Genomic DNA, 15,287 nt, shown 5'->3' with positions numbered 1-15,287 from the left:
GATCCCTCAGGATCGCGTCTCGAAGGACGCATTGAATGACCGACGTCTATGCTGCCCGGGGCGACAGCCCGCTGATCGTCAGCTTCCCCCACGTGGGAACCGATGTTCCCGACGAGATCGCTGCGCGGATGACGCCGGCCGCCCTGCGGCTGGACGACACCGACTTCGAGCAGCCGACCCTCTACGACTTCGTGGAGGAGCTGGGCGCGTCGACGGTGCGGGCGCGGTGGTCGCGGCTGGTGGTCGACGTCAACCGACCGCCGGACAACAAGCCGCTGTACCCGGGCCAGTGGGGCGCTGGTCTGGTCCCCTTCGAGACCTTCCACGGCGAACCCGTCTATCTGGGCGCGACGCCCGACGACGCCGAGGTCAAAGTCCGGCGTGACCGCTACTGGCGGCCCTATCACGACGCCCTGCGCGCCGCAGTCGACGCCGCCGTGGCGCGGCACGGCTTCGCTCTGCTGTGGGACGCCCATTCGATCGACGCGGTCGTGCCGAAGCTGTTCGAGGGGACGCTGCCGGACCTGAACATGGGCACCGTGGACGGCGCAGCCTGCGGGATGGAAGCCCGCCAGGCGGCTTTCGGCGTGATGCGCGCCAGCGGCTTCAACGCGGTGCTCGACGGCCGCTTCAAGGGCGGGTTCATCACCCGGAACTACGGCGCGCCGGCCCAGGGCGTGCACGCCATCCAGATGGAGCTGGCCAAGACCACCCATCTGGACGAGGCGACGCGGACGATCGATCCGGCCCGCGCCGCGCGCCTGCGTCCGGTCCTCGAGAGCGCCATGGAGGCGGCGCTCGACGCCCTCGGGGACCTTCTGGACGACTAGGACTTGGCCAGGTTGCTCTTGGTCCGGCCGTAGGCCAGGTAGACCAGCAGGCCGATGGCGTTCCAGATCAGGAAGAACAGCCAGGTTTTGCTGGGCAGGCCCGCGAATAGGTAGAGGCAGCCCAGGATCGCGAACGGGCCGGTGATGAACCACAGCGGGGTCTTGAACCGCCGCGGTCGGGCCGGCTCCTTGCGCCGCAGGATCATCATCGACAGGGCCGTGGCGATGAAGGCCGCCAGCGTGCCGGCGTTGGCCAGCGACACGATTTCTCCCAGCGGCAGCAGGCCGCCGAGGATCGAGGCGATCAGGCCGGTGAACAGGGTGACCAGCACCGGCGTGCCGGTCTTGGCGTTCACGCGGGACAGCGCCTTGGGCAGCAGGCCGTCGCGGGCCATGGCGAAGAACACCCGGGTCTGGCCGAACATGAACACCATGATCACCGTGGGCATGGCGATCACCGCGGCCAGGCCGATCAGCTGCGCGGCGGTGGGATGGCCGAGTTCGCGGATGATGTGGGCCAGGGGCTCGGGGCTCTTGGCGAAGTCCGCGGGCAGCATGGCGCCGATCGCGGCGGCGGCGACGCCCATGTAGATCAGCGTGCACAGCACCATCGAGCCGACGATGCCGATGGTCAGGTCGCGAGCCGGATTCTTGGTCTCCTCCGAGGCGGTGGAGATGGCGTCGAAGCCGTAGAAGGCGAAGAAGATGATCGCCGCGGCGGCCATCACCCCCATCTTCACGCCGTCGACCTCATGCGGCCAGAAACCGTGCGGCATGAAGGGCGTGAAATGAGCGCCGTTGAAGGCGGGCAGGGCCAGGGCGATGAAGCCGGCCAGGGCGATCAGCTTGACGATGACCAGCACGAAGTTGACCCGCGCGCTCTCGCGCGTGCCCAGGGCCAGCAGGCCGGCGACGATCATGGCGATGAACACCGCGGGCAGGTTGATGATCCCGCCGGCGTGCGGCCCGGCCATCAGCGCCTTGGGCGCGTCGGGCCAGTACTGCAGGATCAGGCCGGAAGCGTAGCCGGCCCAGCCGACCGCCACGGCGGCGCAGACGACCGTGTACTCGAGGATCAGGCTCCAGCCGACCACCCAGGCGGTGGTCTCGCCCATGACGGCGTAGCTGTAGGTGTAGGCGCTACCCGCGCGGGGCATCAGGGTGGCCATCTCGGCGTAGCAGAGGGCGGCGGCGGCGCAGACGGCGCCGGCGATCAGGAAGGCCAGCATCGCGCCTGGGCCCGCCAGGCCCGCGGCTTCGCCGGTCAGGGTGTAGATGCCGGTGCCGACGATGGCGCCGACGCCCAGGGCGACCAGGTGCGGCCAGCCCAGGGTCGCGCGCAGGCCGGAGCCGGCGGTGTGGCCGACGTCGCCGTCGATGGCGGTGCGGCGGGTGAGGAAACTCATCTATGGCCCCCATTGAACAATGGGGGACCTTGCTCCCAACCGGGCGACCTCGCCAAGTCTTTCGTTTGCCGCAGCGTCAGGCCGGGGTCAGACCCCCGCGCCCTCCCACTCCCCGGCGCCGTGCTGGGCCGGGCCGCGGCCGCTGATCTGGTGATAGAGGGTCTTCACCGTGCGGCTGCCGGTGGTCTCGAACATCCAGGGGAAGACGCCGTGCAGCACGGAGCATACGCCCGCGACGATCAACTTGCCGCCGAATCGGGTGGCGACGCCGAAATGCTCGCCATAGGTCTCGCCGACCGAGTTGGGGTGCTGGGTGAACGGGTTCATGACGCCTCCGAAATCACGGGAGGCTTCAACACATGACCCGCGCCGGGCGCCGGGTCAACGGCCCGGGCGGGACTATTCCGGCCAGATGTCGGTGACGCCGCCCTTCCGGTTCAGCATGTGCGTCGCGCGCTTGATCACCGCCAGCAGCCGCTCGACCCGTTCGTCGCGGTCATAGGTGACGTTGGCGCGGGCCATGCCCTCGAGCATGAAGCGGGCGAGGTCGCGGCTGGCCTGGAAGCGAGGGCCGGCGCCGGCGTGCAGCATCTTCAGGAAATGATCGCCGATCTGGGCCCGATCGAACTCGGCCTGGGCCGGCGCCAGCAGGTCGCGGATCATCGGGTCGGTGCGGGCGGCGGCCTCCAGCTCGGCGAAGGCGACGAACGGATCGCGATGCAGCAGTTCCCAGTAGCTCTCGATGGCGTGTTCGGTGACGTCGCCGCCGGTGGGCAGACTCTCGGTCGCGCTGCGGAACAGCGCCGCGCGCTGCGCCTGGATGTAGCCGATCGTCGCCTCGAGCAGGCTCTCGCGCGTCGGGAAATGGTAGAGCATCGCCCCGCGGGTGATCCCAGCCGCCTCGGCCACGGCGGCGTTGGTGGTCGCCGCATAGCCCTGATGGGCGATCACGCGGACGGCTTCGTCCAGAATCCGGGCGCGGGTGCGGCGGGACTTGGGGGTATCACGCGAGGCGGACAGAGCTACGGACATCAGGCAGTGATCTAGGGGTTGCGATGTTGCGCCGCAACAGACGCGGACGCACCTTCATGAGAGTGACATGCAATCAGCCTAGCTCCCGGCTGATCGGCGCCTGCCGGGGGAGCGACGATGACCGCCGACGCCCAGATATTGAGCTGCCGCGCCGTTTTCATCAGCGACGTGCATCTGGGCACGCGCGGATGTCAGGCGGACATGCTGCTCGACTTCATCAAACACATGGAATGCGAGCAGCTCTATCTGGTCGGCGATATCATCGACGGCTGGAAGCTGAAGGGCGGCTGGCACTGGCCTCAGAGCCACAACGACGTCGTCCAGAAGATCCTGCGCCTCGCCCGCAAGGGCGTTCAGGTGACCTATGTCCCGGGCAACCACGACGACCGCGCGCGTGACTTCTGCGGCGTGCATTTCGGCGGCGTGGTCGTGGCCCGCGACTGCATCCACCAGACCGCCGACGGCCGCCGGTTCCTGGTGGTGCACGGCGACGAGTTCGACGGCATCGTCCAGCACGCGCGCTGGCTCGCCTTCCTCGGCGATTGGTCCTATAGAACCCTCCTGATGCTGAACACCCTGGTGGCCCGCGCGCGCCGCCGCATGGGGCTCGGCTACTGGAGTTTCTCGGCCTATCTGAAGGTCAAGGTGAAGAACGCCCTGCAGTTCATAGAGAACTTCGAAAAGGCCGTGACCGACGAGGCGCGTCGGCGCGGCGTGGATGGAGTCATTTGCGGCCATATCCACAAGGCCGAGATGCGCGACATGGACGGCATCCTGTACGTCAACGACGGCGACTGGGTCGAAAGCTGCACCGCCCTGGTCGAGCATCACGACGGACGCCTGGAAATTATCGAGTGGGCCGGACGACGTTCCTGGTCCAACATTCCGCAGGCGATTCCCGCCGCCTTGCCGGAGCCTGCCGCCGCCTGATGCGTATTCTGTTGGCCACCGATGCCTGGGAGCCCCAGGTCAACGGCGTTGTCCGTACGCTCACGCGCGTCGTCGACGAGATGCGCGCCATGGGCCATCAGGTCGAGATCATCAGCCCCGATCAGTTCCCGACGGTGCCGCTGCCGACCTATTCGGAGATCAAGCTGGCGGTCGGCGCCTACGAGCCCGTGCAGGAGAAGTTCAAGTCGTTCGAGCCCGAGGCGATCCACATCGCCACCGAGGGACCGGTCGGCCTGGCGGCGCGGCGCGTCTGCATGGAATGGAAGCTGCCGTTCACGACCAGCTACCACACACGTTTTCCCGAGTACGTCTCGGCCCGCCTGCCTGTGCCCCTGGCGGCCGGCTACGCCTACATGAAGTGGTTCCACAAACCGTCCGGCAGGATGATGGTGGCCACGGAGACGATGCGCGAAGAGCTGGAGCGTCACGGCTTCCGCAACATCTCCGCCTGGTCGCGCGGCGTGGACACCGAGATGTTCCATCCGCGTCGTCCGGATGAGACCGACGTCTTCGCCCATCTGCCCAGGCCGATCTTCCTGAACGTCGGGCGGGTCGCCGTGGAGAAGAACATCGAGGCCTTCGCCTGCCTCGACCTGCCCGGCACCAAGGTGGTGGTCGGCGACGGGCCGCAGAAGGCCGAGCTGGAAGCGAAATACCCGGACGTCGTCTTCACCGGCGCCAAGTTCGGCGAGGAGCTGGCCGCGCACTTCAACAGCGCCGACGTCTTCGTCTTCCCTTCGCTGACCGACACCTTCGGCCTGGTGATCCTGGAGGCCATGGCCACGGGCTCGCCGGTGGCCGGCTTCAACGCCCCGGGACCGGCCGACATCGTGCCGGGCTCGGGCGCGGGCGTGCTGGCGCCGGGCCGCACCGACGGGCTGCGGGAGGCCTGCATCGCTTGCCTCGACCTCGACCGCAAGCAGGTGCGCCGCTTCGCCGAGACCTTCAGCTGGCGCGCCTGCGCCGAGCAGTTCGTGAAGAACCTCGAGCCCTATCCGGAGCCTGAGAAGACGCGTTTCTGGCGCCGTCTGCGCCGTCTGGCGCGGCTTCGTCGCCGGCGCGAGGCGGCCTAGGCGGCAGGGGGACACGCGCCGCGTCCGCGGACCATGTCCCCGGTGTTCCTATCCGCTGATCGAGCCCGCGTCGGGCCGGGCCTTGAACAGCAGCTTGTCGATGCGCGTGCCGTCCATGTCGATCACCTCGGCGTCGTAGCCGTCGATCAGGAAGATCTCGCCTTCGGACGGAATGCGCCCGGCCTTGTCCAGGATCAGGCCGGCGGCCGTGTGGTAGTCGCTGTTGAGGTCGAAGTCGCGGCCCAGCGCGTCGCGCAGGTCCTGGATATCGACCCGGCCATCGACCAGCCAGCTGCCGTCCTCGCGACGCAGGATGCGGTGGTCGTCGTCGTCGTGGGCCTCGTTGAAGTCGCCGGCGATCATCTCCAGCAGGTCGATCGCGGTGACCACGCCTTCCAGCGAGCCGAACTCGTCGACCACGAAGGCGATGTGCATCGGCGTCTGTTTGAACATCGCCATGGCGCGCAGCAGCGACATCGAATCCGGAATGGCGATCGGCGTGACCAGGTGGCTCTTCAGGTCCAGCGGCTGACCGGACAGGGCGGCGTCCAGCAGGTCCTTCTTCATGACCACGGCCAGGTCGCCGTCCAGGTCGGAGCCGAGGGCGACGACGATGCGCGAGTAGGGGCATTCGCGAATCTCGGCCAGGACCTGTTCGGCGGGGTCGGTCAGCGAGACCCAGAAGATGTCGCGGCGGGGGGTCATGGCCACGCGCACCGGCCGGTCGCCCAGGCGCATGACCTCCTGGATCATGGTGCGCTCTTCCGGCTCGATCAGGCCGGCGTCGGCGCCTTCGGCCAGCATCAGCTCCACCTCGTCGGAGGTGATGCTGCTGCCGTTTCCTTCCTTCACGCCCATGATCCGCAGGACCAGGCCGGTCGAGGCGGTCAGCAGCATCACGAAGGGCTTCAGCACCTTGGCCAGCAGGGACAGCGGCGGCGCGATCAGGCGAGCGATGGGTTCAGGGTGAAGCAGGGCCAGGCGCTTGGGCACCAGCTCGCCGATGACCAGCGAGATATATGTGATCAGCACGACCACGATGCCGGTGGCGATGGCTTCCGACCAGGGCGCCAGGGGCGGGATGGCCGTCTCGAGCCAGTGATCCAGCGCGCTGGCGATCGTCGCCTGGCCGTAGGCGCCGGCCAGGATGCCGATGAGGGTGATGCCGATCTGGACGGCGGACAGGAAGCGGGTCGGGTGCTCGGCCAGGTCCAGGACGACGCGGGCCGCCTTGTCTCCGCCATCCGCCAAGGCCTGCAGACGGCCCTTGCGGGAGGACACCACGGCCAGTTCGGACATGGCGAAGACCCCGTTGAGGACAACGAGGAGAAGGACGACGACGATCGCGATTAAGGACATGGCCTCTGGGCGTTGGGTCGCGCCGACGGGGGACGGCCCCGGACGCCCCGGCTTCGGTTCGGCGACGGGAGCCGTGGTCGAACCCTACAACAAGAAAGCGCCGCGGACCAACGGCCCGCGGCGCAGTCGTCACTTGCTGGGATACACTCGTGATTACGAGGTCGGACGGCTCATCGTCTTGCCTTCCGAGGCCGAGGCCTTGTTGGCTTCGTGCTGGGCGGCGGGCAGCGGGATCAGGCCGCGGCTCTGCAGGTAGCCGCCACGACCGGTGGCCGCGTCGGAGACGAATTCGCTCACGAACTCCTTCAGGCCCGGCGTGACGCCGAGGTTGGACTTCTTGACGTAGATGTAGAGCGAGCGCGACAGCGGGTAGGAGCCGTTGGCGATGGTGGTCGGGGTCGGGGCGACGCCGTTGATGGTCGCGCCCTTCACCTTGTCGCCGTTCTCTTCCAGGAACGAGAAGCCGAACACGCCCAGCGAGCCCGGGGTGCGGGTCAGCGTCTGGACGATGGCGTTGTCGTTCTCGCCGGCGTCGATCCAGCCGTCCGAACGCAGCGGATCGACCAGGCCCTTGAAGCCCTTTTCGTTGTTCGAGCGCATTTCCTCGAGGATCGGGAACTTGCGGGCGCCGGCTTCGACGCCGAGCTCGATGAAGGCGTCGCGGGTGCCCGAGGTCGGCGGCGGGCCGTAGACCACGATGCGGTTGCCCGGCAGGCCCGAGCCGACTTCATCCCAGGTCTTGTACGGGTTGGCGACGTGCTTGCCGAAGCGCAGGACCTTGGACGACAAGCCCAGGTACAGGTGCTCCAGCTTGAAGTTGTAGTCGGCGCCGTCCTTGTCCGTGGCGACGACGATGCCGTCGTAGCCGATGCGAATCTGGATGATGTCCTTCACGCCCTTGGCGGCGCAGGCGTCGAACTCCGACTTCTTCATCGGGCGCGAGGCGTTGGCGATGTCCGGGAAACCTTCGCCCGTGCCGCCGCAGAACAGCTTGATGCCGCCGCCGGTGCCCAGCGACTCGACCTTGGGGGCCTTGTTGCCGGTCTTCTTGGCGTAGTTCTCGGCCACGCGGGTGGTGAACGGGAACACCGTCGAGGAGCCGGCGGCCCAGACGTAGTCGCGGGCCGCGTGGGCCTGCGAGGCGATGGTCATGACCGCCAGGGCGGCGGCCGTACCGAGGAGCTTCTTCATCTCGTTTATCCTAGCGAGGACGTTATGCCGTATCAGAAGTCGAGTTGGGCGCGGAACTGCAGAGTGTCGGCGTCCACGTCGCGGCCCGTGCCCGGAACCAGGACGGGAAGTTCGTTCTTCGACTTGGTGTAGTTCGCCTGGAAGCGGACGTACGGGGTCGGGTAGTAGTTCACGCCCAGGGTCCAGGCGGTGTACTTGCCCGCGTCCTGCGACAGGGTCTTGGCGGCCGCCGTGGAGGCGGTGTCGTAGGCGTCCGACAGGTCGGCGTAGTCGTAGCGGACCGCCAGTTCGACGCCGCCCCAGCCGCCGGCGGTGACCGGGTTCAGGATCTTCGGACGACCGAACTCGCCCTTGGCCGCGTCGTAGTTGCGCATCTCGCCGGTCGGCCAGAAGCTGACGAAGGCGTAGCCCACCTTCACCGAAGGATCGGCGCCGGCCGAGACGCTGCCCGTGCCGACGAAGCGGTCGACGTCGATGTTGGCGTACTCGCCCTGCACCGAGAAGTTCTTGAACACCCAGGCGCCTTCGACGCCCCACATGGTGTCCTTGTCGCCGACGGCGCCGGTGTTGACGTAGCGGTTGCCGAAGGCGGTGTTCGGACGGGTGGCGTAGGAGAAGGCGGCTTCACTGCCGTGATCGCGGTAGCGCGCGAAGGCGGCCAGGTGGACCTTGTTCTCGTCTTCCAGGATCGGCGCGAAGCTGACGCGGCCGGTGAAGCCCAGGCGCTCTTCGACGTCCGGCGCGTTGGTCGCGGCGGTGGTCAGGTCGGCGTTGTTGATGGTGTCGCCCTGGACGGCGCCGGTGGCGGTCCAGTTGGTCCCGTTCATCTTCAGCACGGCGCTGAGCACGTAGCTGTCCGGGCCGATTTCGCCGAAGGCGCCGCGGTCCATGAAGGTGGTGAAGCGGGTCGAGGTCAGGTTCTCAAGGCCGGCGGCCTTGATGTTGCCGAACATGATCGAGGCGGTGTCGGTCGGCTTGTACTCGATGACCACGTCGTCCCAGGCCCAGGCGCCGCCGTTCACCGCGCCGCCCTCGACCTTGTAGGCGAAGTAGTTGTTCAGTTGACCTTCGACGCCGAGGAAGACTTGGCGGCCGCGGACGGCGCGGGTGCTGAAGTCGGCGCCGGTCTCACGGTCGATGTCCTGGAACACGGCGTCCAGCAGGACGCGGCCGCGGACCTTGAAGCTGACGCCGTCGTTCGAGAATTGCGGAGCGCCCTTCCAGGACGTCGTCGTCTCTTGAGCCTGCGCGCCAGAAGCCAGGGCCAGCGCCATAAGCGCGCCCAGCGCAGACCCGCACACCAGCGAGGTCTTCGTTTTCATAGTCGGATCCTTGTCGATATCCCCATGCCCCTCGGTTCAGGGGCGCGAGCCTTGATCTAGGCTCGGGGGGCGACGGTCCGGCGACAATCGAAGCAAGGTTCCATGACGGTCGGGCGACCGTTTTGTGACGGTCGCTCCGGCGCCGGAGGACTACAGCAGGCGCTTGCGGATCGCCTGCGACAGCAGATCGATCAGGCTGACGGTGATCACGACCACGATCGCGATGGCCGACACGGTGCGGTAGTCGAAGCTGTTGAAGGACTCGATCAGGGTCTGGCCGATGCCGCCGGCGCCGATCAGGCCCAGCACCGTGGCGGCGCGGGCGTTCGACTCGAAGCGGTACAGGGCGAACGAGGTCCACAGCGGCGCGACCTGCGGGATCACGCCCCAGACGATCTCCTGCAGCGGCACCGCGCCGGTGGCGCGGACGCCTTCGACCGGGCCCTTGTCGATCGACTCGACCGCCTCGGAGAACAGCTTGGCCAGCACGCCGCCGGTGTTGAAGGCGAGAGCCAGCACCCCGGCCAGGGGGCTGAGGCCGACGATGATCACGAAGATCAGGCCGATGACCAGGTCGGGCACGGCGCGGATCAGATCGAGTACGCGGCGGATCGGCTGCTGGATCCAGATCGGGGTGATGTTGCGGGCGGCGAGAAGGCCCAGCGGCACCGCCACGAACACGGCGATGAACGTGCCCCAGAGCGCGATCTGAACCGTCTCGACCATCTTGTGGACGAGGAACTTCCAGTTGGTGAAGTCGGGGTTGAGCAGGGCGGCGCCCAGCTCGTTGAAGCTCTCGGAGCCGGCCAGCAGCTTGGGCAGTTTGCCGATCTCAGCCGGACCGAAGGCCGCAGCCAGCGCGACGGCGAGTCCGCCCCACAGAAGCAGGTCGAGGAGCCGTGCGGACAGCGACTTGCTGGGCGGCGGCGGCACGGCGCCGGAATCGACGGTCGTGGTCATTACGGCGCCACCGGCGTGCGGGCGGCCTCGGCCTTGGCGGCGTTGACCACGCGGGCGTGGATGGCGTCGTAGGTTGCCTGGGCCTTCTTGATCGCGGCCTGGTCGCCCGAGCGCTTGGCCTTCCGGAGATCCTCCGAGGCCTCCATCTCGCGCACCGGGTCGAGGTAGCTGTCGTCGGCCGGCAGGAAGCCGCCGTACTCAAGACCCTTCAGCACCGCGCGCTGGCGGTCGCCCTCGGGACCCTGGGCCTTGCCGTAGGTCAGGAAGAAGCTGCGCAGCTTCTCGATGGTGGCCGGGTCGAGGTCCTTGCGCACGACGATCGAGCTTTCCGGGATCATCGGCGATTCCCAGATGACCTCGATCTTCTCGGCCTGAGCCGGGAACTGCTTGGCCAGGAAGACCAGACCGACCGAGTTGTTGGTCGCCACGTCGACGACGCCGTTGGCCACGCCCAGGGCGTTGGCCTGGTGGTTGGCGTTGCGAACCTGGCTGAAACACTCGCCCGGCTCGATGTTGCGGGGGCCGAACAGGAAGGCCATCGGGGCCAGGGTGCCGGAGGTGGACTTCGCGTCGCCCAGGCCGAAGCTGTACGTCTTGCCGCAGGCGAGAACCTTGTCGAGCGTGATGCCCGAGCCCTTCTTCACGATCAGGACCGACTCGTAGCCGGTGCGGCCCTGCATATCGACGATGCGGCCGATGACCTTGCCGTTGGCGCGGCGGGTGGCCTCCAGCGCCGGCAGCGCCGAGAACCAGCCCACGTCCGTCTGTTTGGCCGACATCGCCTGGACCAGCAGGGCGTAGTTGGAGACGAACCGCAGCTTGATGTTCAGCCCGGTCTCCTTGCGCAGGTCGTCGATGAGCGGCCGCCACAGCGGCTCGGACGACGCTTGGCTCTCGGCCGGCAGGATCGAGAAGACCAGTTCCTTCTCGGCCGCGGGCTTGGAGGCGGTGTCGCCGCCGCCGCAAGCGGCCAGGCCGAGGAGGGCGAGCGCGGCGACGGCGCCGCCGACGAGGGTTCTGCGGATCATGCGGGAGCCCCTTCCCAGAAGACGTCTTCGAATTCCGGGCCGTAGATGTCGATGAGCTTGGCGCGGTCCAGGCCCGACGACGGACCGTCGTAGACCTTCTTGCCGGCCTTGAGGGCGACCACGCGCTTGCAGTAGCGCAGGGCGTAGTCGACCTGGTGCAGGGTGACGATGACGGTCAGGCCATCCGTGGCGTTCAGCTCGCTCAGGATCTCCATCACCTTGCGGGCGGAGACCGGGTCGAGCGAGGCGACCGGCTCGTCGGCGAGGATGATCTTGGCCTTCTGGACCAACGCGCGGGCGATGGCGCCGCGCTGCTGCTGCCCGCCGGAGAGGGTGTTGGCGCGCTGGCCGGCGTAGTCGGAGACCCCGACGCGGTGCAGGGCGGCCATGGCGGCCAGCTTGGTTTCCTTGGGCCACTGGCCGAGGAGGCCCCGGACGAAGGGGATGCGGCCCAGCGAGCCGAGCGCCACGTTCGTGAACAGGCTCAGCCGGCCGACCAGATTGAACTGCTGGGCGATGAAGCCGATCCGGGTGCGCGACTTGCGCACCTTGTCGGTCAGCCTGCCCTTGGCCTGGAGCTTGTCGCCGAAGGCGGCGATGAAGCCTTCGCCGTTGTCGATGGTCTGGAGGCCGTCGATGGAGCGCAGCAGCGTCGATTTGCCGGAGCCCGACGGGCCGATGAGGGCGACCATCTCGCCGCGCGCGACGTCGAGCGACACGCCGTCGAGCGCACGGCGCGCGCCAAAGGTCTTCGAGACCGAGCGAATGGAGAGAACTGCGTCCGACGTCATGGCTTTTCGGAGAGAGTCCTTAGCACAGAAGCCCAGTTGTCATGGAAGGGGCATGCGAAAGTTTCGTGACGCGAGGGCATGAACTGTCCCTCGCGACGGCTTCCGCGCCCTCTACAGCCTGCGCGCGTCGCAGGTAAAGGTCCGTACGCGGCGGACGTGAAGCGCCATCATCGACCCGCTTCCGCGATATCCGCGCGACCCCTGACGGCGCAAGGGGAATTTTTGATCTTTACATCCGGGTCCGCAGTCCCTATTTCGCGCCTTCCGGCGGACCCCGTAGGTCTACTGCTGCGCCGCTAACGCCGGTCTGGGTTAACAATTTGCAGGGGGTTACGTGAATTGCGCACGTACCATACGCCCCTGGACCTGGTCCGTGAGCGGTCTCCGGAACGTCCCGTCGCCCTTGTGCGACGCGATGCCGTAGCCGTCGCAGCGCGCTGGTTCCAGACGAATTTCAAGGGTGAAGTCCTCTACGCGGTGAAGGCGAACCCTTCGCCATGGGTCGTCGAGACCCTCGTGCAGAGCGGCGTCACCGGCTTCGATGTGGCCTCGATCGCCGAGATCGAGCTCGTGGCGCGTCATGCGCCGGGAGCCCGCATGGCCTTCATGCACCCGGTGAAGAGCCGGGCCGCGATCTCGGCCGCCTACTTCGACCACGGCGTGAAAACCTTCTCCTTCGATACGCACGAAGAGCTCGAGAAGATCATCGACGCCACGGGCGGGGCCAAGGATCTGAACCTGATCGTCCGCATGGGCGTGTCGGCTGACGGCGCCGCCTACAGCCTGTCCGGCAAGTTCGGCGTGGACAGCCATCAAGCTCCGGCTCTGATGCTGGCCGCTCGTCGCGCGACGCAGGAGCTGATGGGCGTGTCGTTCCACGTCGGCAGCCAGTGCATGCGGCCGACCGCTTTCCAGGCGGCGATGGCCCAGACCGGCCGCGCCCTGGTGCGGGCGGGCGTGTTCGCGGACGTCATCGACGTCGGCGGCGGCTTCCCGTCGGTCTATCCGGGCATGATCCCGCCCGACATGGCCGACTACATCGCCGCCATCGACCGGGGCTTCAACGAGATGCCCGTGTCGGAGACGACCGAGCTGTGGTGCGAGCCGGGCCGGGCGCTGGTCGCCGAGTCGACCTCGCTCATGACCCGCGTCGAGCTGCGCAAGGGCGACGCCCTGTACCTGAACGACGGCGCCTATGGCTCGCTGTTCGATGCGGCGCACGCCAAGTGGCCCTTCCCGGTGAAGGGCTACCGCGGCGGAGCGGACGGCCGTGAGCTGGAAGGCGGTCTCAAGCCCTTCTCGTTCTACGGCCCGACCTGCGACTCGATCGACTACATGCCGGGACCGTTCCTGCTGCCCGAGGACATCCGCGAAGGCGACTTCGTGGAGATCGGGATGCTGGGCGCCTACGGCGTCGCCATGCGCACCGACTTCAACGGCTTCGGCGCCGTGGAGACGGTCGAGGTGGGCGACGCCCCGATGGCCTCCATGTTCGGCCTCGCCCGTCGCTCGATCCCCGCGCCCCGCACGGCGATCGAGAATGTCGTGAAACTGCCGCGCGCGAAGAGCAAGAAGCGTCGCAGGAGATAATCCGCGACTTACGCGTTTAGCCCCAGCCCGTCGCTCCGTCCGGGCTGGGGTCGATAGCTGTTTGGACGGGCGCTCACTGTCAGGGAAACCGAAGCGATGAACGCTCCGACCAACACCAAGGCACAACTGCTCGCCAACACCGTCGAGCATGTCGACATCACCAGCTTCGACGCGCGCCCGATCATCGACTCGATGCGCAAGATGTCGTTCAGCTCGCGCGACACCGCCCGCGCGGCCGACATCTTCAACATGGCGCTGGAAGACAAGGACTGCTCGCCGTGGCTGATCCTGGCCGGCTCGACCTCGGCCGGCGGCTGCATGCACGTCTACCGCGACATGGTGAAGTTCGGGATGGTCGACGCGGTGGTCGCCACCGGCGCCTCGATCGTCGACATGGATTTCTTCGAAGCCCTCGGCTTCAAGCACTATCAGGCCGCCGGCCCGGTCGACGACAACGTGCTGCGGGCCAACTACATCGACCGCATCTACGACACCTACATCGACGAGGAAGAGCTCCAGGCCTGTGACCATACCATCCTGGAGATCGCCAACCGCCTGGAGCCGCGCGGCTACAGCTCGCGCGAGTTCATCTGGGAGATGGGCAAGTGGCTGTCGGAAGGCAACGCCAAGAAGCCCGGCTCGCTGATCCAGACCGCCTATGAAGAAGGCGTGCCGATCTTCTGCCCGGCCTTCGTCGACAGTTCGGCCGGCTTCGGCCTGGTCAAGCACCAGAAGGAGCGCGCCGCCGCCGGCAAGCCCTACATGATGCTCGACGCCATCGCCGACTTCCGCGAACTGACCGACATCAAGATCGCCGCCGGCGTCACCGGCCTGTTCATGGTCGGCGGCGGCGTGCCGAAGAACTTCGCGCAAGACACCGTCGTCTGCGCCGAGATCCTCGGCGTCGAGGCCGAGATGCACAAGTACGCGGTCCAGATCACCGTCGCCGACGTCCGCGACGGCGCCTGCAGCTCCTCGACGCTCCAGGAGGCCGCCAGCTGGGGCAAGGTCCAGACCACCCACGAGCAGATGGTCTTCGCCGAAGCTACCACGGTCGTGCCGCTGATCGGTTCGGACGCCTACCATCGCGGCGCCTGGAAGGCCCGCGACAAGCGCCGCTGGGCCAAGCTGTTCGCCTAAGACGCGGCAGCGGTTGCGCCGACGAAACAGCCGCGCGAGGATTCGTCCTCGCGCGGTTTTTCTTTAGAGTTGGAGTTCCCCCGAATGCGTCTCGCCCTGATCGCCGCGGCCGCGACCGCGGTCCTGCTCGCCGGGTGCGGCAAGACGGAGAACAAGGCCGACGAGGCGTCGACGCCCGCGACCTCGGCCTCCGGCGCGGCCGAGACGCCGGCGCCGTCCGTCGCCGAGGCTGGAACGGACGCGGCCGTCGAGGCGCCGAAGGTGGTGATCCCGGGCAAGACCCCCGATGCTACGCTCAAGACCCCCGACTTCGCGCCGCTCTACGAGGGCGGCAAGCTGACCAGCTCGGTTTCCGGCCTGAGCAAGGGCGAGACCAATTCGGGGACCTATGTCTATAGCGTCGACGCGACGCCCGAGGCCGTCACCGCCTTCTACAAGGAGAAGGGCGAGGCGGCCGGCCTGAAGACCAGCCTGGACGCCGACATGGGGCAGGCCCGGATGTACGCCGGCACGGACGAGGCCACCAACCGCGGCATGCAGGTGATCGCCTCGACCGCCAAGGGCAAGACCACCGTTCAGGTCATGTGGGCGGCGCCCAAATAGCGCGGCCTCTT

General features: G+C 67.7%; 15 protein-coding genes. 6 read left to right on the top strand and 9 right to left on the bottom strand.

All coding sequences use genetic code 11. The annotated features are described in order from the left end of the window. Positions 1–35 precede the first annotated feature (35 nt). The gene (gene hutG / locus CSW64_RS20205; RefSeq protein ID WP_099623789.1) at positions 36–830 is read left to right on the top strand and encodes an N-formylglutamate deformylase; all 795 of its coding nucleotides are present in this window, start codon (positions 36–38) and stop codon (positions 828–830) included. Here hutG and CSW64_RS20200 read toward each other — a convergent pair. From CSW64_RS20200 to CSW64_RS20190, 3 genes are all read right to left on the bottom strand, one after another. Further along, positions 827–2,236 carry an amino acid permease gene (locus tag CSW64_RS20200; protein ID WP_099623788.1) on the bottom strand — a complete coding sequence of 470 codons (1,410 nt, stop codon included), beginning with the start codon at positions 2,234–2,236 and terminating at the stop codon, positions 827–829. The two genes, hutG and CSW64_RS20200, sit on opposite strands and share 4 nt — an antisense overlap. An 87-nt stretch (positions 2,237–2,323) precedes the next feature. After that, positions 2,324–2,563 carry a DUF6356 family protein gene (locus tag CSW64_RS20195; protein ID WP_099623787.1) on the bottom strand — a complete coding sequence of 80 codons (240 nt, stop codon included), beginning with the start codon at positions 2,561–2,563 and terminating at the stop codon, positions 2,324–2,326. A 72-nt stretch (positions 2,564–2,635) separates the two neighbouring features. Continuing rightward, positions 2,636–3,268, bottom strand: a complete 633-nt coding sequence (locus CSW64_RS20190) for a TetR/AcrR family transcriptional regulator (RefSeq protein WP_099623786.1) — start codon at positions 3,266–3,268, stop codon at positions 2,636–2,638. Between the two features lie 117 nt (positions 3,269–3,385). On the opposite strand from CSW64_RS20190, the gene CSW64_RS20185 reads away from it, so the two are divergent. Together CSW64_RS20185 and CSW64_RS20180 are read left to right on the top strand one after the other, a co-directional pair. Continuing rightward, positions 3,386–4,198, top strand: a complete 813-nt coding sequence (locus CSW64_RS20185; protein WP_099623785.1) for a UDP-2,3-diacylglucosamine diphosphatase — start codon at positions 3,386–3,388, stop codon at positions 4,196–4,198. Then, positions 4,198–5,292 (top strand): glycosyltransferase family 4 protein, encoded by a 1,095-nt coding sequence (locus CSW64_RS20180; protein ID WP_099623784.1) that lies wholly within the window; start codon positions 4,198–4,200, stop codon positions 5,290–5,292. Before CSW64_RS20185 ends, CSW64_RS20180 begins: the two co-directional genes overlap by 1 nt. 48 nt (positions 5,293–5,340) lie before the next feature. Here the strand turns inward: CSW64_RS20180 and CSW64_RS20175 are convergent, their stop codons facing one another. The 6 genes from CSW64_RS20175 to phnC form a co-directional block, all read right to left on the bottom strand. Beyond that, a complete protein-coding gene (locus CSW64_RS20175) occupies positions 5,341–6,651 on the bottom strand; it encodes a hemolysin family protein (RefSeq protein WP_099623783.1) in 1,311 nt (436 codons plus the stop codon). A gap of 153 nt (positions 6,652–6,804) precedes the next feature. Continuing rightward, complete coding sequence (locus CSW64_RS20170; RefSeq protein ID WP_099623782.1) at positions 6,805–7,842, bottom strand: substrate-binding domain-containing protein; 1,038 nt, start codon at positions 7,840–7,842, stop codon at positions 6,805–6,807. Positions 7,843–7,874: 32 nt separating this feature from the next. Further along, complete coding sequence (locus tag CSW64_RS20165) at positions 7,875–9,164, bottom strand: OprO/OprP family phosphate-selective porin (protein WP_099623781.1); 1,290 nt, start codon at positions 9,162–9,164, stop codon at positions 7,875–7,877. 150 nt (positions 9,165–9,314) lie between these two features. Next, positions 9,315–10,124 (bottom strand): phosphonate ABC transporter, permease protein PhnE, encoded by an 810-nt coding sequence (phnE, locus tag CSW64_RS20160; protein ID WP_099623780.1) that lies wholly within the window; start codon positions 10,122–10,124, stop codon positions 9,315–9,317. Further along, entirely contained in the window at positions 10,124–11,152 is a 1,029-nt protein-coding gene (phnD, locus tag CSW64_RS20155) for a phosphate/phosphite/phosphonate ABC transporter substrate-binding protein (protein WP_099623779.1), read from the bottom strand. Before phnD ends, phnE begins: the two co-directional genes overlap by 1 nt. Beyond that, complete coding sequence (gene phnC, locus CSW64_RS20150) at positions 11,149–11,943, bottom strand: phosphonate ABC transporter ATP-binding protein (RefSeq protein WP_099623778.1); 795 nt, start codon at positions 11,941–11,943, stop codon at positions 11,149–11,151. The genes phnD and phnC overlap by 4 nt, the downstream gene beginning before the upstream one ends. Before the next feature lie 339 nt (positions 11,944–12,282). Here phnC and CSW64_RS20145 point away from each other — a divergent pair, with 339 nt between their 5' ends. The 3 genes from CSW64_RS20145 (at position 12,283) to CSW64_RS20135 (ending at position 15,276) form a co-directional block, all read left to right on the top strand. After that, complete coding sequence (locus CSW64_RS20145; RefSeq protein ID WP_099623777.1) at positions 12,283–13,533, top strand: type III PLP-dependent enzyme; 1,251 nt, start codon at positions 12,283–12,285, stop codon at positions 13,531–13,533. Between the two features lie 96 nt (positions 13,534–13,629). Further along, positions 13,630–14,673 (top strand): 1,9-bis(guanidino)-5-aza-nonane synthase, encoded by a 1,044-nt coding sequence (locus tag CSW64_RS20140; RefSeq protein ID WP_099623776.1) that lies wholly within the window; start codon positions 13,630–13,632, stop codon positions 14,671–14,673. An 84-nt stretch (positions 14,674–14,757) separates the two neighbouring features. Further along, positions 14,758–15,276, top strand: coding sequence for a hypothetical protein (locus CSW64_RS20135; RefSeq protein WP_099623775.1), 519 nt, complete (start codon positions 14,758–14,760; stop codon positions 15,274–15,276). The last annotated feature ends 11 nt before the right edge of the window (positions 15,277–15,287 follow it).

The organism is Caulobacter mirabilis (assembly GCF_002749615.1).
In the GTDB taxonomy this organism is placed as follows: domain Bacteria; phylum Pseudomonadota; class Alphaproteobacteria; order Caulobacterales; family Caulobacteraceae; genus Caulobacter; species Caulobacter mirabilis.
The sequence above is the reverse complement of the archived record's forward strand: the minus strand, read 5'-3'. Positions and strand labels throughout refer to the sequence as shown.